The organism is Streptomyces sp. NBC_00212 (assembly GCF_045206365.1).
GTDB lineage: Bacteria > Actinomycetota > Actinomycetes > Streptomycetales > Streptomycetaceae > Streptomyces.
Genome location: NZ_CP108115.1, coordinates 6,192,627 through 6,210,287, shown reverse-complemented (window position 1 = coordinate 6,210,287; position 17,661 = coordinate 6,192,627). Strand labels below are relative to the sequence as shown.

12 protein-coding genes are annotated in these 17,661 nt (G+C 71.1%); 7 read left to right on the top strand and 5 right to left on the bottom strand.

Going from position 1 to position 17,661, the window contains the following annotated elements:
• Positions 1–76 precede the first annotated feature (76 nt).
• From OHA17_RS28330 to OHA17_RS28320, 3 genes are all read right to left on the bottom strand, one after another.
• Positions 77–928 (bottom strand): sugar ABC transporter permease, encoded by an 852-nt coding sequence (locus tag OHA17_RS28330; RefSeq protein WP_398871159.1) that lies wholly within the window; start codon positions 926–928, stop codon positions 77–79.
• Positions 929–935: 7 nt separating this feature from the next.
• Positions 936–1,928, bottom strand: coding sequence for a carbohydrate ABC transporter permease (locus OHA17_RS28325; RefSeq protein WP_053723950.1), 993 nt, complete (start codon positions 1,926–1,928; stop codon positions 936–938).
• An 83-nt stretch (positions 1,929–2,011) separates the two neighbouring features.
• The gene (locus tag OHA17_RS28320) at positions 2,012–3,286 is read right to left on the bottom strand and encodes an extracellular solute-binding protein (protein WP_406508914.1); all 1,275 of its coding nucleotides are present in this window, start codon (positions 3,284–3,286) and stop codon (positions 2,012–2,014) included.
• A 289-nt stretch (positions 3,287–3,575) separates the two neighbouring features.
• On the opposite strand from OHA17_RS28320, the gene OHA17_RS28315 reads away from it, so the two are divergent.
• From OHA17_RS28315 to OHA17_RS28305, 3 genes are all read left to right on the top strand, one after another.
• On the top strand, positions 3,576–5,180 hold the full coding sequence (locus OHA17_RS28315; protein WP_406508913.1) for a glycoside hydrolase family 13 protein: 1,605 nt from the start codon (positions 3,576–3,578) through the stop codon (positions 5,178–5,180).
• Between the two features lie 25 nt (positions 5,181–5,205).
• Positions 5,206–6,234 carry a LacI family DNA-binding transcriptional regulator gene (locus tag OHA17_RS28310; RefSeq protein WP_406508912.1) on the top strand — a complete coding sequence of 343 codons (1,029 nt, stop codon included), beginning with the start codon at positions 5,206–5,208 and terminating at the stop codon, positions 6,232–6,234.
• A gap of 102 nt (positions 6,235–6,336) precedes the next feature.
• A complete protein-coding gene (locus OHA17_RS28305; RefSeq protein WP_406508911.1) occupies positions 6,337–7,245 on the top strand; it encodes a phosphatase PAP2 family protein in 909 nt (302 codons plus the stop codon).
• Positions 7,246–7,285: 40 nt separating this feature from the next.
• On the opposite strand, the gene OHA17_RS28300 is transcribed toward OHA17_RS28305, so the two are convergent.
• A complete protein-coding gene (locus tag OHA17_RS28300) occupies positions 7,286–10,279 on the bottom strand; it encodes a bifunctional [glutamine synthetase] adenylyltransferase/[glutamine synthetase]-adenylyl-L-tyrosine phosphorylase (protein ID WP_406508910.1) in 2,994 nt (997 codons plus the stop codon).
• Between the two features lie 761 nt (positions 10,280–11,040).
• Between OHA17_RS28300 and OHA17_RS28295 the strand changes: the two genes are divergently transcribed.
• Positions 11,041–13,143 carry a PIG-L family deacetylase gene (locus tag OHA17_RS28295; protein WP_406508909.1) on the top strand — a complete coding sequence of 701 codons (2,103 nt, stop codon included), beginning with the start codon at positions 11,041–11,043 and terminating at the stop codon, positions 13,141–13,143.
• Between the two features lie 37 nt (positions 13,144–13,180).
• Here the strand turns inward: OHA17_RS28295 and OHA17_RS28290 are convergent, their stop codons facing one another.
• Positions 13,181–14,284, bottom strand: a complete 1,104-nt coding sequence (locus OHA17_RS28290) for an acyltransferase family protein (protein ID WP_406508908.1) — start codon at positions 14,282–14,284, stop codon at positions 13,181–13,183.
• Between the two features lie 196 nt (positions 14,285–14,480).
• On the opposite strand from OHA17_RS28290, the gene OHA17_RS28285 reads away from it, so the two are divergent.
• From OHA17_RS28285 to OHA17_RS28275, 3 genes are read left to right on the top strand one after another with little or no spacing between them, the layout of a single operon-like run.
• Positions 14,481–15,368, top strand: coding sequence for an alkaline phosphatase family protein (locus OHA17_RS28285; protein ID WP_406508907.1), 888 nt, complete (start codon positions 14,481–14,483; stop codon positions 15,366–15,368).
• A gap of 1 nt (position 15,369) precedes the next feature.
• Positions 15,370–16,638, top strand: a complete 1,269-nt coding sequence (locus OHA17_RS28280; RefSeq protein WP_406508906.1) for an MFS transporter — start codon at positions 15,370–15,372, stop codon at positions 16,636–16,638.
• Positions 16,635–17,660: a TolB family protein gene (locus tag OHA17_RS28275; RefSeq protein WP_406508905.1), complete on the top strand. Its 1,026-nt coding sequence runs from the start codon at positions 16,635–16,637 to the stop codon at positions 17,658–17,660. Before OHA17_RS28280 ends, OHA17_RS28275 begins: the two co-directional genes overlap by 4 nt.
• Position 17,661: the final 1 nt, after the last annotated feature.

Below are 17,661 nucleotides of genomic sequence, written 5' to 3'. Positions count from 1 at the left end.
GTCGTCCTTAGAAGGGGGGTCCGGGGGTGGTCAACCCCCGGAAACCGGTGGGATGGGCGGCCGGGGCGGACCCGGCTCAGCCCTTGGTCGCACCCGCGGTCATGCCGGTGACCAGGTGCTTCTGCACGAGGTAGAACACGGCGGAGACGGGGATGGCGATGAGTACGGCGGTGGCGGCCATGTAGTTCCACTGGGCGTCGTGCTGGCTGACGAAGCTGAACAGGCCCACGGCGAGCGTGTACTTGCCGTCGTCGAGCATGAACGTGGAGGCGAACGCCACCTCGCCCCACGCGGTGAGGCAGGTGTAGAAGGCGGCGACCGCCAGGCCCGGGCGTGCCAGCGGCAGGATGAGCCGGAAGAAGGTGCCGAACGGGGTGAGGCCGTCGACCCGGCCCGCCTCGTCGATCTCGATGGGGATCGAGTCGAAGTACCCCTTGAGCATCCACGCGCAGTACGGCACCGCGGTGGAGCAGTACACCAGGATCAGGCCGCCGTAGGTGTCGATGAGGCCGAGGTCGCCGAGGATCTGGTACATCGGCACGATCAGTACGGCGATCGGGAACATCTGGGTGACGAGCAGCACCCACATCAGCTTCTTGTAGCCGGGGAAGCGCATCCGGGACACCGCGTAGCCGGTGGTGGCCGCGAACATCACGCCGATGACGCAGGTCAGGCCCGCGATCAGGGCGGTGTTGCCGAGCCAGGTGAAGAACCTGGTGTGCTCGGTGACGAACGCGTAGTTGGAGAAGGAGAGCTTCGACCAGATCCGGTCGGGGTGCAGGTAGTCGTCCTTGTCCGGGCCGAGCGAGATGAAGAGCAGCCAGACGATCGGGAAGAGGGCGACGAGGCCGGCGACGCTCAGCGCCAGGTGTGACAGGACGGCGGTGCGGCGTCGGGCGTGGTCCCGGGAAACGACCTTGGTAGCCATGGGGGCATCAGACCTGTTCATTGCGGGCCAGCCAGCGCCGGTAGAAGGAGGTGAAGACGATCAGGATGGAGAGCAGCAGCACGCCGTAGGTGGCGGACTGCGCGAAGTCGCGGGGCTGCTGTCCGAAGCCGAGCCGGTAGGCCCAGGTGACCAGGATCTGGGCGTCCGGGGCGCCGCCGTTGCCGAAAAGCAGGAAGATGATCACGAACTGGTTGAACGTCCAGATGATGCCGAGCAGTACGACCGTGGCGCTGACCGGGCGAAGACCCGGCAGGGTCACGTGGCGGAAGCGCTGCCAGGCGCTCGCGCCGTCCATCTCGGCGGCCTCGTACAGCTCCGCGGGGATCGTCTGGAGGCCGCCGAGCAGCGAGATCATCATGAAGGGCACGCCGACCCAGGTGTTGACGAGGATCGCGGCGAGCTGCTGGAAGTGCGGCTCCTCCAGCCACTGGGGCTGCGGCAGGTGGAGCGTGCCGAGTACGGAGTTCACGATGCCCGAGTCGCTGAGCATCAGGCGCCAGGAGAAGACGGTCACGAAGGTGGGGACCGCCCAGGGCAGGATCAGCACCATCCGGTAGAAGGTGCGGCCGCGCAGCTTCTGGTTGAGCAGCAGCGCGAGCGAGAGCCCGATGACGTAGTGCAGGGTCACACAGGCGACCGTCCACACGATCGTCCAGATGAAGTGCGACCAGAACCGGTCCCAGGCGGTAGGCCCCCACAGGACGTCCGCGTAGTTGTGCAGCCCGACGAACTCGTAGGTGGCGGCGATGTGGTTGGCGCCGATGGTGCGCGCCGAGTTGAGGCTGTTGGCGTCGGTGAGCGTGTAGTAGAAGCCCTGGACGAGCGGATAGAGCACGAGCACGCCGAGCACGACGACGATCGGCGCGACCATCGCGTACGCGTACCAGTGCTTCTGCCAGGACTGCCTGAGGCGCTCCAGCGGCCCCCGGCGCGCCTTGGCCGCGCTCTTGGGGGCCGCGCCATCGACGGCAACGGTCATCTCGACACCTTTTCCGGGAAGTTCGGCGGACGTGCGTGCCGCCGGGCCGTTCCCTGGGGGGGGGAACGGCCCGGCGGCGGGGCTCACTTGGTGAAGTCGGGGACCAGCTTGGCCATGTCCTGCTGGAGGCTCTTGGTGGCGTCGGCCACGGACTCCTTGCCGTCGGCGACCTTCGGCAGCGTGGTGTCCATCGGGGTCCACAGCGAGCTGTACTCGGGCAGCTCGGGGCGCGGCTGGGCGGCGGCCAGGACGCCCTGGAAGCCGGCGATGCCCGGGTCGGCCTTGACCTGCGCGGTGTAGGCGTCCTCGCGGGTGGGCAGCGTGGAGTTCTTCAGCGCGATGGTCTCCTGGCTCTTGGCCGAGGTCATGAAGCCCACGAACTTCATCGCGGCGGCCGCGTGCGCCTTGTCGGAGCCCGCGTACACGGACAGGTTGTGGCCGCCGGTCGGGGCGCCCGCCTTGCCGGCCGAGCCGGCCGGGACGGTGGCGATGCCGAGGTTGGCCTTGTCCTTGAACGCGGAGCCCTTGTAGAAGTTGGTGATCTCCCACGGGCCCTGGACGATGGCGGCGACCTTGCCGTTCACGAAGGCGTCCTGGATGTGGGCGTACGCGTCGGCGGTGACGTCCGCCTTGTGCAGGCCGGGGCCGTCGAACAGGCCCTTCCAGGTCTCAAGTCCCTTGACCGCGGGCGCACTTGCGATGGTGACCTTCTTGGCGGCGGTGTCGACCGTGTCGGTGCCCTCGCCGTACAGGAACGGCTGCGCGTAGTACCCGGCGGTGGAGCCCCAGTAGCCGTCGACGCCGGCCTTCTGCTTGACGAGGGCGGCGTCCGCCTTCAGCTCGTCCCAGGTGGCGGGAGCCTTGGTGATGCCGGCCTGGGCGAAGAGCGCCTTGTTGTAGACGAGGGCCAGGGTGTCGGTGACCAGCGGGACACCGTAGGTCTTGCCGTCGAACTGGGCCTGCTTGATCAGGTTCGGCCGGAACTTGGCCTGGTCGGTGAGGGCCTCGGTGCCGTCCAGCGGCAGGAAGTAGCCCTTCTTCGCGAACGCGGGCGTCCAGCCGACCTCGGCGCGCAGCACGTCCGGGGCGCCCTTGGCGCCGGCGGCGGTGTCGAACTTGTTCTGCGCCTGGTCGAAGGCGACGTTGACGTACTTCACCTTGATCGTCGGGTTCGCCTTCTCGAACTCCGTGACCAGCGCCTGGTAGGTCGGCGCCTCGTTCGTGGCGTTCGAGGTGTCCCACCAGGTGATGGTGACGGGGCCGTCCGCCTTGCCGCCGTCACTGTCGCTGCCACCGCAGGCCGTCGCCGCGAGCGCGAGGGTCGCCGCGAGCGCGGTGGCCGCTATGCCACGTCGCATGAGAACTCCTTCACTGGGTGCCGCTCCATCACGGCGCCGGATCGCCAGGAACGTAACAAGGATGAAAGGAGTCCGAAAGACCTTGCGAAGAATTTCTGCAAGGCCGGGTGATCGTTACGTCAGCGTGTCCGCACGGTTGCCGTTGTGCGCCTTGTCAAAGCCGGTGCGCCTGGTCCATGTGCGTCTGCGGAGACGCTGCAAGGGTTCCGCAAGACCTTGCAAGGCTGTTACTTTTCGAGGGCCATCGGCGTTGATCCCGTAGATGCAGGGTTTTCGAGAGGGACCACACATGACGCAGGAGCTGACGACGGCCGCCGTCGCCCAGGAGCACCCCGCCCCCCGGGCCGGCTGGTGGCGCGACGCCGTGATCTACCAGGTGTACGTCCGCTCCTTCGCGGACGGCGACGGCGACGGAATCGGCGACCTGCCCGGCATCACCGCCCGCCTTCCCCACGTGAAGGACCTGGGCGCGGACGCGGTCTGGCTCACCCCCTTCTATCTCTCGCCGCAGGCGGACGGCGGCTACGACGTGGCCGACTACCGGACGGTGGACCCGCTCTTCGGCTCGCTGTCCGACGCGGACGACCTGGTGCGCGAGGCCCACCGGCTCGGCCTGCGCGTCATCGTCGACGTCGTCCCCAACCACACCTCCGACCAGCACCCCTGGTTCCGCGCGGCGCTGGCCGGCGGCCCCGAGCGCGCGCGCTACCACTTCCGCCCCGGCAAGGGCGCGGACGGTCAACTCCCGCCCAACGACTGGGAGTCGGTGTTCGGCGGGCCCGCCTGGACGCGGGCCCCCGACGGCGACTGGTACCTGCACCTGTTCGCGCCCGAGCAGCCCGACCTCGACTGGGACCACCCCGAGGTGCGCGCCGAATTCGACTCGGTGCTCCGCTTCTGGCTGGACCTCGGCGTCGACGGCTTCCGCATCGACGTCGCCCACGGCATGGTCAAGGCGGCGGGCCTGCCCGACATCGGCGCGAGCGAGCAGGCCAAGCTCATCGGCAGCCAGGTGCTCCCCTTCTTCGACCAGGACGGCGTCCACGAGATCCACCGCGCCTGGCGCGAGCTGCTCGACAGCTACGAAGGCGAGCGCATCGCGGTCGCCGAGGCCTGGGCCCCCTCCCCCGAGCGCCTCGCCCTGTACGTACGCCCCGACGAACTGCACCAGGCATTCAACTTCCAGTTCCTGACGTGCAGTTGGGACGCGGGTCAGATGCGCGAGACGGTCGACGCCTCGCTCGCCGCGACCGGCGCGGTCGGCGCCCCCACGACGTGGGTGCTCTCCAACCACGACGTCGTACGCCATGTGACCCGCTACGGCGGCGGCGAGCAGGGCCTGCGCCGGGCCCGCGCCGCGGCCCTGTTCACCCTGGCCCTGCCGGGCTCCGCCTACCTCTATCAAGGGGAGGAGCTCGGCCTGCCCGAGGTCACCGACCTGCCCGACGAGCTGCGCCAGGACCCCGCCTTCCACCGCGCGGCCGGCCAGGACGGCTTCCGCGACGGCTGCCGCGTCCCGATCCCGTGGACCGCGGAAGGCCCCAGCTACGGGTTCGGCGAGACCGCGCCCTGGCTGCCGCAGCCCGACGCGTGGCGCGGGCTCAGCGTCGCCTCCCAGTCGGGAGACCCGCACTCGACCCTGGAGCTCTACCGCGCGGCGCTCGCCCTGCGCCGCGAGCTGCCGGGCCTCGGCGACGGCACGATGGACTGGATCGCGGCGCCGCAGGGCGTGCTCGCCTTCGCCCGGCCGGGCTTCGTCTGCACCCTCAACACCCTGGGCCACGAGGTCCAACTCCCGCTCCCCGGGCAGCCGCTGCTCACCAGCGGCGCCGTCGAGTTCGACGGCGCGAACGCCCTGCTGCCGGCCGAATCCGCGGTCTGGTGGGCAATCTGACGTGCGACCGGTACAGTCCAATCCCGTGACCGCACGGCTCGCCGACATCGCAGCCCAGGCGGGGGTCAGCGAAGCCACAGTCAGCCGCGTGCTCAACGGCAAGCCCGGTGTGGCCGCGGGCACCCGCGAATCCGTTCTCGCCGCACTCGACGTGCTGGGCTACGAGCGGCCCGTACGACTGCGCCGGCGCAGCGCGGGGCTCGTCGGCCTGATAACGCCGGAACTGGAAAACCCGATCTTTCCCGCCCTCGCCCAGGTCATCGGCCAGTCGCTGACCCGGCAGGGATACACGCCGGTGCTCGCCACCCAGACGCCCGGCGGATCCACCGAGGACGAGCTCACCGAGATGCTGGTGGACCGGGGCGTCTCCGGGATCATCTTCGTCTCCGGGCTGCACGCGGACACCACCGCCGACATGGAGCGCTACGAGCAGCTGCGCGCCCAGGGCGTCCCGTACGTCCTGGTGGACGGCTTCTCGCCGAAGGTGCAGGCGCCGTTCATCTCCCCCGACGACCGGGCCGCGATGCGCCTGGCGGTCACCCACCTCGCGGCGCTCGGCCACACCCGGATCGGCCTGGCGGTCGGCCCCAAGCGGTTCGTTCCCGTCCTGCGCAAGATCGAGGGCTTCACGGCCGGCATGCAGGACCGGCTCGGGCTCACCGTCGCCGAGGCGGAATCCCTGATCCAGCACTCGCTCTACACCCTGGAGGGCGGCCAGGCTGCCGCCGCCGCGCTCATCGCGCAGGGCTGCACCGCGGTGGTGTGCGCCAGCGACATGATGGCGCTCGGCGCGATCAGGGCCGCGCGTCAGGCCGGCCTGGATGTGCCCCGTGATGTCTCCGTGGTGGGCTTCGACGACTCTCCGCTGATAGCGTTCACCGACCCGCCGCTGACCACCATCCGCAAGCCGGTGACCGCGATGGGTCAGGCAGCCGTCCGCGCCCTCCTCGAAGAGGTCGGGGGCACGCCCGCCCCGCACAGCGAGTTCGTGTTCATGCCCGAGCTGGTCGTACGCGGTTCAACCTCCGGAGCCAGACCCCGAAGCCGACCCTGACGTACGCCGGGAAACGTCGTCCTCAGGGAGTAGCAGGTGCGGAGCGAACCCGACCGGAGGATGATCGGCGGAGGGTATGTGCATCTGGCAGACTCTCTTCCCATGGGTGAAATGACCGTGAAGACTCTGGAAGGCCGGACGGCCGCTCCAACGAACGAGCCGTCGGCCTCACCCAACAGCCCCGAACCAGGACGAACCGGATTTTCCGCCCGGTTGAGAGGTGTGCGCTCGCCGCGCAACCCTCGCATCTGGTTCGAAGTGCTTCTGATCGCGGTGAGTTACTGGGTGTACTCGCTGATCCGCAACGCGGTGCCGGAACAGAAGGCGCAGGCGCTCAAGAACGCCGACTGGATCTGGAGCGTCGAGCACCACCTCGGCATCGCGGTGGAGCAGTCGGTCAACCACGCCGTGAATTCGGCGACATGGCTCATCATCGGCATGAACTACTACTACGCGACACTGCACTTCATCATCACCATCGGTGTTCTGGTGTGGCTGTTCCGTAGCCACCCGGGCCGCTACGCGGCGTCACGGCTCGTACTCTTCGCGACGACGGGCGTCGCCCTGGTCGGCTACTACTTCTTCCCGCTTGCGCCGCCCCGCCTGATGAACGGCGGGGGCTTCGTCGACACGGTCCTGGTGCACCACACCTGGGGCTCGATGGCCTCGGGCGACCTGAAGAACATGTCGAACCAGTACGCGGCGATGCCGTCCATGCACATCGGGTGGTCGACCTGGTGCGGCCTGACGATCTTCGCCCTTGCGTCCGCGCCCTGGGCGAAGATCCTGGGCCTGCTGTACCCGACGGCCACGCTTGTGGTGATCGTCTCCACGGCGAACCACTTCTGGCTGGACGCGGTGGGCGGCCTGCTCTGCCTGACCTTCGGCGTCCTGGTCTCGCGCACCTGGTACGGCGCCCTGCCGCACCAGCTGCCGAGGCTGGTGGAGCCGAAGCGAGGGGGCTCCGTTCCTCGGCGCCGGGAACCGAAACCGAGCGCGTCCCGCGTCTGAGGGTTGCTGGAGGCAGAGCCCCCAGCAACCCCGCCGCACGCTAGAGGTGCGCCCCGTAGAACAGCTCTTCCACCACCGCCCGCGCCCTGCGCGTGAGCCGCCGATAGTCCTCCAGCATGTCCCCGACGTGCCCCGGCTCGTACCCCAGGTAACGGCCGACCGCCGCCAGCTCCCGCCCGTCGGAGGGGAACGTGTCCCCGGCCCGGCCCCGCACCAGCATGACGCCGTTGCGCACCCGCGTGGCCAGCACCCACGCCTCGTCCAGTATCGAGGCGTCCTCGGTGCCGATGAGCCCGGCCGCGTGCGCGGCGGCCAGGGCCTGTCGGGTACGGGTCGTCCGCAGGCCGGGCTCGTCCCAGCCGTGCCGCATCTGGAGGAGCTGGACCGTCCACTCGACGTCGGACAGGCCGCCGCGGCCGAGCTTGGTGTGCAGGGTGGGGTCGGCGCCGCGCGGCATCCGCTCGGACTCCATGCGGGCCTTGAGGCGGCGGATCTCGCGCACCGCGTCGTCACCGAGGCCCTCCACCGGGTACCGCAGCGGGTCGATCAGGTCGATGAAGCGCGCCCCGAGGTCGGCGTCGCCCGCCATCACCTCGGCGCGCAGCAGCGCCTGACTCTCCCAGACCAGCGACCAGCGCCGGTAGTACGCCTCGTACGACTTGAGCGAGCGGACCAGCGGCCCGGACTTGCCCTCCGGCCGCAGGTCGGCGTCGATCAGCAACGGCGGGTCTGCGGTGGGGAGTTGGAGGAGCCGGCGCATCTCGGCGACGACGCGGTTGGCTGCCTTCGCGGCCTCCTGCTCGTCGACGCCCTCGCGGGGCTCGTGCACGAACAGGACGTCCGCGTCCGAGCCGTAGCTCAGCTCGTGGCCGCCGAAGCGGCCCATGCCGATGACCGCGAACCGGGTGGGCAGGGTGTCGCCCCACTCGGCCCGCACGGCGGCGCGCAGGGCGCCCGCGAGGGTGGCCGCGTTCAGGTCGGTGACCGCGTTGCCGACCCGGTCGACGAGCGCGCCCGGGTCCTCCTCGGCGGGGCTGTCCTCGGTCCCGTACGAGCCGATGAGGTCGCCCGCGGTGGTGCGGAACAGTTCGCGGCGGCGCACCCCGCGGGCGGCGGCGACCGCGCCCTCGGCGGTCTCGGCGCGGCCGACCGCGGCGAGGACCTCCTGCTCCAGGTGGTCCCGGCCGCGCGGTACGAGCCCGTCCGGGTCGCCCAGGATGGCGACCGCCTCGGGGGCGCGGAGCAGCAGGTCGGGGGCAAGCCGGCCGGCCGACAGGACGCGGGCCAGGTTCTCGGCGGCGGCGCCCTCGTCGCGCAGGAGCCGCAGGTACCAGGGGGTCTTGCCGAGCGCGTCGGAGACCTTGCGGAAGCCGAGCAGTCCGGCGTCCGGGTCGGCGGAGTCCGCGAACCAGCCCAACAGGACGGGCAGCAGGGTGCGTTGGATGGCGGCCTTGCGGCTCACCCCGGAGGACAGCGCCTCCAGGTGGCGCAGGGCGGCCGCCGGGTCGGCGTAGCCGAGCGCTTCGAGGCGGTGGGCGGCCGCGCGGGCGCTGAGCCGGGTCTCTCCGGGCGCGAGCTGGGCGACGGCGTCCAGGAGCGGCCGGTAAAAGAGCTTCTCGTGCAGGCGGCGCACGACGGACGCGTGCCGCTTCCACTCCTTGTTGAGGCTGACGACCGGCTCGGTGCGCAGGCCGAGCGAGCGGCCGAGCCGGCGCAGATCGGCCTCGTCCTCGGGCACGAGGTGGGTGCGGCGCAGCCGGTAGAGCTGTATGCGGTGCTCCATGGCGCGCAGGAAGCGGTACGCCTCGTCCATCTGCGCGGCGTCCGCCCGGCCCACATAGCCGCCGGCGGCGAGCGCCGCGAGCGCGTCCAGGGTGGTGCCGCTGTGCAGGGTGGCGTCGCTGCGGCCGTGCACCAACTGGAGGAGCTGGACGGCGAATTCGACGTCGCGAAGCCCGCCGGGGCCGAGCTTGATCTCGCGCTCGACCTGGGCGGCGGGGATGTTGTCGACGACCCGGCGCCGCATCTTCTGCACGTCAGCGACGAAGTTGTCCCGCTCGGCCGCCTGCCACACCAGCGGTGAGACGGCCTCGACGTAGTCCTGGCCGAGCTCGGGGTCGCCCGCGACCGGCCGGGCCTTGAGCAGCGCCTGGAACTCCCAGGTCTTGGCCCAGCGCTGGTAGTAGGCGAGGTGGCTGGAGAGCGTGCGCACCAGCGGGCCGTTGCGGCCCTCGGGGCGCAGGTTGGCATCGACGGGCCAGATGACGCCCTCGACGGTGGTCTCGGAGCAGATCCGCATGAGGTGGGCGGCCAGGCGGGAGGCGGCCTGCATCGCCTTGCCCTCGTCGCCGCCGTTGGCCGGTTCGGCCACGAAGATCACGTCGACGTCGGAGACGTAGTTGAGCTCGTGCCCTCCGCACTTACCCATCGCGATCACCGCGAGCCGGCACTGGGCGGCGTCGGCGGGGGCCGCGGTGCGGGCGATGGCGAGCGCGGCGCGCAGCGTTGCGGTGGCGAGGTCGGCGAGCTCGGCGGCGGTCTCGGCCATGTCGGTGGTCCCGCACACGTCGCGGGCCGCTATGGCGAGCAGGCACCGCCGGTAGGCGACGCGCAGCGTCACGGGGTCGGTGGCCTCGGCCAGGCCCCGCTCGAACTCGGCGACCCCGGGGTGCAGGTCCGCCGCCTCGTAGGTGACCAGGGCGTGCCAGTCGCGGGGGTGGCGGGCCAGGTGGTCGCCGAGCGCCTCGGAGGCGCCGAGCACCCCGAGCAGCCGGTCGCGCAGCGGCTTCGCGGTGACCAGGGTGTCCAGCAGGGCGCGCCGCTCGTCGGCGTCCTGCGCCTCCACGACGCGGACGAGCCCGAGCAGGGCCAGATCGGGGTCGGCGGTGGCGCCGAGCGCGTCCAGGAGCACCGGGTCGGACCGTACGGGGGCGAGCTCGGGGGTCTCCAGGAGCCGCTCGGAGGCCGAGGGGTCGGTGAAGCCATGCCGCAGCAGCCGCGTGAAGGTACTGCTCCTGCGCCCCGGCACCGTCATCTGGCCGCCTCCCACGTGTACGTACGCCCGCACGCCCGGCCGGGGGTTCCCGGAACCGGCCCACCCGATCAAGACCCGGATTCCGAGCCTAGGGCCTGTCCGGTGGATCCCGCCTGGGACGCGTGGCCCTGGCACGCCCATCTGCGGCGTTGTCGTCGGTTGCCGACGCTCCGCGTCGCCGCCCTCCTCCGCCTTGCAGCTGCACGCACCAGACCCCCGCACACCAGAACCACAACCATGCTCAGGACCGAGGGCGGCCGGATCCACCGGACAGACCCTAGCCCCAGTGGGGCCGCCGAGCCCCGGCGAGGTGGTCCCGGGTGGCCGGACCGGGGCCGTTCGTCGGGGCGGCTCGCGGGGTCGTCCTCCCGGCCCCGGAAGGGGCGTCCGGCACCGGAGCGAGGGCCGGGCGGCACAGGACCTTCGGCCCTGACGGCCACCCCCAACGTCCCTCACCACAGGTGACGCCCCATCCACATAGGGCAACGTTCCGGACATTTCGCAGGCGAACCGCCCCCTCCTCACGCCCAGTTCACGAGGGCATGTGTCGGATTTGAGGCGATATAGGGGTAATTCGGGGTGATCGAGGCCACACGATTTGCCATCGAGTCCAAATGAACCCGATTCTTGGACCTTTCGTCTTCCTTGCCGATCAGGTTCTGACCAGCTCTGATCGAGCACTCACGACCGGGCTTTCGGCGAGGCAGTGCTCACGCACCGACCTCGGCCGCCCAGGCCGCCCGCACCGAAAGACCGTACCCATGAAGTCCAGGCTGCCGCTGCGCTCCGCGCTGCTGTCCCGCCGTGGCGCCGTCGCCGGCTCCGCGCTCGCCGCCGTGCTCATCACGGGCGGCGTCTTCGCTGAATTCGCGATGTCCGACACCGAGGGTTCGGACACCCCCGGCAGCCACGCCTCGGGCACGCCCGCGGCGGCCGCGTCGGGACCGGTGCGGCCCGCGACCGGCTCGGTGATGCAGGTCATCGCCCACCCGGACGACGACCTGTTCTTCATGAACCCGGACACCGGCCAGTCGCTGCGCTCGGGCCGCCCCATGACGTCGGTGTACGTCACGGCCGGCGAGGCGGACGGCGTGAACGCGCCTCCGCCGAAGAAGCCGGGCGGCCCCAAGCCCCTGGTCGACAAGGCGAAGTACTCCGAGGCCCGCCAGAACGGCATACGCGGGGCGTACGCGCAGATGGCCACCGGCGACCGGGGCAGCTCGTGGACCCGCACCTCCATAGCCACCGCAGGCGGCGGCACCGCCGAGGTCGACACCCTGAACGCCCGCCCCGACATCCACCTGGTGTGGGTGCAGCTGCGCGAGGCCGGCAGCATCAACGGCAACCAGCCGCACAGCCTGCGCGGCCTGTGGAACGGCCAGGTCGACACGCTCACCTCGCAGATAGCCTCCGGCAGCCCGGCCAAGCCCTTCACGTACACGAAGGAGCAGGTCGTCAAGACCCTCGCCGGTCTGATGGAGCGCTTCCGCCCCACCCACGTGCGCACCCTCGACCCGACCCCGGGCAAGGAGGGCAAGCTGCACAAGATCGTGGACCACCAGGACCACATCTACAGCGCCCGCTTCGCGCAGGCCGCGCTCCAGCTGTACGCGAAGTCCGTGAACCACCCGAACTTCAGCGTGCAGACGTACTTCGGCTACAACACCAGCTACCTGCCGCACACCTTCGCCAAGCCGGCCGCCGACGCCAAGGCCGACATAGTCAAGACGTACGCCTGGATGAACCCGAACGACAACTACTGCGACAGCGCCGCCGGCTGCGGCGACCGCAAGGTGTCGGTCCGCCCGTACGGCAACGGCTGGGCCCAGTCGGTCCGTTACTCCCGCACCAATTCCACCTCCTGGCTGCAGTCCGGCAAGGACGGGAGCCTGTGGGCGTTCGGCGTGCTCGACCAGCGCCTCGCGGTGTGGCACAAGGCGCCGGGCGCAGCATCCTGGGGCGAGCCCAGGATGCTGCCCGGCGACGGCATGGACTCCGGTGTGAGCGCGACGCGCCTGCCGGACGGCCGGCTCGCGGTGTTCGGCACCCGCACCCTGTTCGGCGCCGAGCTGACCGACTACCGCCGCGAGGTCGTGGCCGCGGTCCAGACGACGCCGGGCGGGGACTTCGGCCCGTGGCGTTCGCTCGGCTCGCCCGACCACAGCGGCACCAACGGCGTGTTCGACATGTCCACCCCGACCGCGGCGGTGGACGGCACCGGCAAGCTCTCGGTGTTCCTGCGCGGCGGCGACCGCCAGCTGTACTCGGCGAACCTGGCCGAGGACGGCGCCTGGACCCCGTGGGCCGTCCACGGCGGTGTCAACATGGCGGGCGACCCGGTCGCCACCACCGACGGCGCGGGCCGCGTCCACGTCTTCTCCAGCACCCCGAAGACGGTGCTGACCTGGGCGCAGCCGAAGGCGGGCGAGCCGGTGCCGGCGCGCGCCACCGAAACGAAGCTGCCGCCGAACACGACGGGCCTGTCCGCCCGCCCGGAGGGCGACGGGGTGCGGGTGTACTTCCGCAAGGTGGACTCGGGCAACGTCCAGAGCGTGCTGTTCACCGGCGTGACCCCGTCCGCGGCCACCGACCTCGGCGACACGTCCGGCTACGGCACGGTCGGCGTGGCGGGCCCACTGCTCACCGGCCGTACCGCGTCCGGCGCGCTCGCCACCCTGGAGCCGGGCGCGGAGGACCCGCAGTGGAAGTCCGACGGCAGCATCCTGTTCACCGGCTCGCCCTCGTCCGTCGCCGACGGCGAGGACACCGCGGCGGCCGCGATCGGCCTGGACGGCCGGCTGTACTGGACGCAGACCGCGGGCGCCGAAGGCCCGGCCTCCCCCTGGAAGCCCGCCGCGAACTGACCGCGGCGGACTGTTCGGCAAGGCCGTCGGCAACCACTCAGCGCGCCAGCGTCTTCTCGCGCTCGGCGGCCGTCTTCGGGACGGGAGCGGGCACGGGCGCCTGGGTCCTGGGCACCAGCCACCCCGGAAGGCGCGGCTCCACCAGGGGCCGGGCCAGCGCCCGCACCGGCGGCGTCGACAGCAGGACGACCACCCCCACCGCGAGCCCGCTGAGCACCAGCTGGCCCGCGAGCCCCGACTCCCGTACGACGCGGAAGTACCCGTAGTGCTGGGCGACCCGGATCAGGATCCCGTGCAGCAGATACGGGTAGAGGGTGACCGCGCCCAGTGCCGTGATCCACATCCGGCGCCCCGGCACCAGCGCCAGGAACGACCCCACGAGCAGCGCGCTCACCGCGAACAGGGCCAGCCTGAGCAGCAGATACCGGACGGGCGAGACGTGCAGCGCGCCGTTGCCGACGTCCATCGACAGCCAGTCGTCGCTCGGGGCCGGTGACAGGCGATAGGCGAGCGCGAGAGCGCCGACGAAGACCGGCACCGCGATGCGGCGGGCCGTGCGGGTGCGCAGCCGGGCGAAGTGTTCGGGGCGCAGCCTGAGCCCGAGGACGAACCAGGGCAGGAACATCAGGACCCGGGGCAGCGCCAGGTCCTCGCCGATCACGGTGGTGCCCGCGGCGAGCGAGACGACGACCGCGATGGCGACCGGGTGGCGCACGGCGTTCCAGATCGGGGTGGACAGCCGCCAGACGAACAGCGCGATGAGGAACCACAGCAGATACGTCGGCGAGGTCGGCGTGATCGCGAACTCCGAGCCGCGCAGCCAGTGGTAGACGAGGCTGTAGAGGGTCTCGAAGATCAGGTAGGGCGCGAGGACCCCGGTGAGCAGTCGGCGGATCTGGTCGGGACGGCCGGTGAAGCTGCGCGAGAAGTAGCCGGAGAGCAGGATGAAGGCCGGCATGTGAAAGCCGTAGACCAGGTTGTGCACGGCTCTGAGTCCGTGCGTGTGGGGCGAGAACACCTGCTCCCAGCTGTGGCCGAGCGCGACCAGCGCGATGAGCAGGAACTTTGCGTTGTCGAAGAAGGGCCTGCGGTCGGGGGCGGATGGAGCGGGAGGACCGTGGTGGGGGGTGGAACTGGTCATCCACCCCAAGGTAGGGGGACAGGGGTCGCTATTGGGGTTGCCACAGCTTTGGGCACGGGACGTTCCCCGGGTCTTCACCCACTTTCACCTTCCGGGTTGACATGCACACCCCTAACCTCCGGGGTGCACCGCAACCCGCCCCCCGGGTGCACCCGGCCTCCGGGTGCAGCCAATCCCCCTCAATCCGGAGGTAGCCGTGTCCGGCGAGACCAAACCGCGCCGCACCCGCACCGCCCTCTTCTCCGCCGTGGGCCTCGTGGCCGCATCCGCCGGCCTGTGGGCCGGCCTCGGCGGCACGTCCTCCGCGGCCTCCGCGGCGAGCGTCCCCACCCCCGACCACGTGGTGGTCGTGGTCATGGAGAACCACGCCTACAACCAGGTCATCGGCAGCTCCAGCGCCCCGTACATCAACTCGCTGAAGTCCGGCGGCGCGAACCTGTCGGCCTCGTACGCCGAGACCCACCCGAGCCAGCCGAACTACTACGCCATGTTCTCCGGCTCCACGCAGGGCGTCACCGACGACAGCTGCGTGACCCCCGGCTTCTCCTCCGCGCCGAACCTCGCCTCCGAGCTGATCGCGGCGGGCAAGACGTGGGCCAGCTACAACGAGTCGCTGCCCAGCCAGGGCTCCACGACCTGCTCCAGCGGCAAGTACGCGCAGAAGCACAACCCGTGGTTCGGCTTCTCGAACGTGCCGACCTCCTCGGCGTACACCTTCGCCCAGTTCCCCACCGACTACTCGACGCTCCCCCAGGTCTCGTACGTCACCCCGAACCTGTGCAGCGACATGCACGACTGCTCGGTCTCCACGGGTGACACCTGGCTGAAGAACAACCTGGGCGCGTACGCGACCTGGGCCAAGACGCACAACAGCCTGCTCGTCGTCACCTTCGACGAGGACAACAAGCTCTCCGGCAACAAGATCCCGACGGTCTTCTACGGCCAGCCGGTGACGCCGGGTTCCTCGTCCTCGACGACGTACAACCACTACAACGTGCTGCGCACGATCGAGGACATGTACGGCACCTCGCACGCCGGCCAGGCCGCCAACTCCACCGACATCACGGGGATTTGGGCAAGCTGACGTGTACGTAGCGGACAGTCGCGGCACTCCTGCTGCCGCTGCCGACGCCGCCCGGGTCACTTCCGGGCGGCGTTCGGCGATCGCCCCCACCGTGTTCGCGCTCGGCACGGTCAGTCTCATCACGGACGTCTCCTCGGAGATGGTCACCGCCGTGCTCCCCCTGTACCTGGTGACGGGCCTCGGCCTGTCCCCGCTCGGCTTCGGCCTGCTCGACGGCGTGTACAACGGCTTCAGCGCGCTTGTCCGGCTCGTCGGCGGCCACCTCGCCGACCGGGGCGGCCGGCACAAGACGGTCGCGGTGCTCGGCTACGGCCTCTCCGCGCTGTGCAAACCCCTTCTCCTGGTGGCGAGTTCGCTGCCGCTGATCGGCGCGGTGCTCGCCGCCGACCGCACCGGCAAGGGGCTGCGCACCGCGCCGCGCGACGCCCTGATCTCCCTCGCGTCCGCGCCGGAATCGCGCGGCCGGGCCTTCGGGGTGCACCGGGCCATGGACACGGCGGGAGCCATGCTCGGCCCGCTGACCGCTTTCCTGATCCTGCGTCAGGCGGCGGACGGCTACGACGCGGTGTTCACGGTCAGCTTCTGCGTGGCGGCCGTCGGCGTCCTGGTCCTGCTCCTCTTCGTCCCCTCCCGCACCCCCGTCGCCGCCCTCCCGGAGGGCGCCCCGCGCGCCTCCCTGAAAGCGGCCCTGGCGCTTCTCCGTGTCCGGACGGTACGTCAACTCACCCTGGCAGCCTTGCTGTTGGGCCTGGCGACGGTGAGCGACTCCTTCGTCTACCTCCTGCTCCAGCACCGGCTCGGCGTGCCCGACCGCTGGTTCGCGCTGCTCCCCCTCGGCACGGCGGCCGCCTTCCTGCTCCTCGCCGTACCGCTGGGCCGTCTCGCCGACAAGGTGGGCCGCTGGCAGGTGTTCCTCGGCGGCCACGCGGCCCTGCTCCTCGCGTACGTCCTGCTCCTGACCGGCTGGCAGAGCCCGGCGCTCCCCTTCCTCACGCTGGCCCTGCACGGCGGGTTCTACGCGGCGACCGACGGCGTCCTGATGGCGGCGGCCGCAGGTTCCGTCCCGGCCGGACTCCGCTCCTCCGGGCTCGCGCTGATCCAGACCGGCCAGGCCACGGCCCGCTTCGTCTGCTCGATCGCGTTCGGCGCGGCCTGGACGGCGTGGGGCGACAGGACGGCCCTTGGCACCGCGGCGGCGGTCCTGACCGCGTGCGCGGTGGGCGCGTTCCTGCTCCGCCCCTCGAACTCCCCGAAAGAAGACCGGCCTTGACCCTGCGCAACAAGATCCTGGTCCTCGTGGCGGCGCTCGCCGTCCTCGCGGGAGTCGCGACCGCGTCCGTGCTGCACGCGGCGGGCCGCGAGGACCGGAAGAACCAGACGCAGGCCGGCGGCCCCCCGGTGTCCGCCGGAAAGGTGTCGTTGACGCCCGATGCCACTCGGAAGATCGTGTTCCGCAACATGGCATGGGGCCCGCACCGCGACGAGCTGGCCACGGTCCCGGCCGCCGACCCGGCGGGCTCGCGCACGGCCTCCGGCGTGAAGTGCCTGCGCTTCTACGCGGCGGCGGGCACGGGCATCTGCCTCCAGGCCGAGCGCGGCGCTATGCAGGACTCGTACCGCGCGGTCGTCCTCGACGCCCAGCTGAAGGAACGCGCGCACTACAGCCTCCCCGGCATCCCGACCCGCGCCCGGGTCTCGCCCAGCGGACACTGGGTGGCCTGGACGGTGTTCGTGGGCGGCGACTCGTACGCGGGCACGAACTTCTCCACCCGCACCGCCGTCCTCGACACCAGGACGGGCCGACTCACCTCGTCCCTCGAAGACTTCAAGGCCTACCTGGACGGCAAGGAGCACCACGCCGCCGACACCAACTTCTGGGGCGTCACCTTCGCCGCCGACGACCAGCACTTCTACGCGACGATGGCGACGGGCGGCCACACCTATCTCGTACGGGGCGACCTCGCGGCGCGCACGGTGACCTCTCTGCACGCGAACGTCGAGTGCCCCTCCCTCTCCCCCGACGGCACCCGGATCATCTACAAGAAGCGGGTGCCGGGCCGGCCCGCCGACGCGCCCTGGCACCTGTACGCGCTGGACCTGGCGACGATGCGCGAGACCGCGCTCGCGGAGCCGAGGAGCGTGGACGACCAGGCGGTCTGGCAGGACGACCACACGGTCGCCTACTCCCTGGCCGGCGACTACGGCAGCGACCTGTACACGGTCCCGGCCGACGGCACGGGCAAGCCCCGCCGCCTGCTGACGGCGGGGCTTGCCCCGGCGTACCTGGGCTGAC

Bases quoted from the DNA above. Each gene is read 5' to 3' on its own strand.
- OHA17_RS28330 (WP_398871159.1), bottom strand. From the start codon at position 928: ATGGCTACCAAGGTCGTTTCCCGGGACCACGCCCGACGCCGCACCGCC.
- OHA17_RS28320 (WP_406508914.1), bottom strand. From the start codon at position 3,286: ATGCGACGTGGCATAGCGGCCACCGCGCTCGCGGCGACCCTCGCGCTC.
- OHA17_RS28295 (WP_406508909.1), top strand. From the start codon at position 11,041: ATGAAGTCCAGGCTGCCGCTGCGCTCCGCGCTGCTGTCCCGCCGTGGC.
- OHA17_RS28315 (WP_406508913.1), top strand. From the start codon at position 3,576: ATGACGCAGGAGCTGACGACGGCCGCCGTCGCCCAGGAGCACCCCGCC.
- OHA17_RS28300 (WP_406508910.1), bottom strand. From the start codon at position 10,279: ATGACGGTGCCGGGGCGCAGGAGCAGTACCTTCACGCGGCTGCTGCGG.
- OHA17_RS28325 (WP_053723950.1), bottom strand. From the start codon at position 1,928: ATGACCGTTGCCGTCGATGGCGCGGCCCCCAAGAGCGCGGCCAAGGCG.
- OHA17_RS28305 (WP_406508911.1), top strand. From the start codon at position 6,337: ATGGGTGAAATGACCGTGAAGACTCTGGAAGGCCGGACGGCCGCTCCA.
- OHA17_RS28290 (WP_406508908.1), bottom strand. From the start codon at position 14,284: ATGACCAGTTCCACCCCCCACCACGGTCCTCCCGCTCCATCCGCCCCC.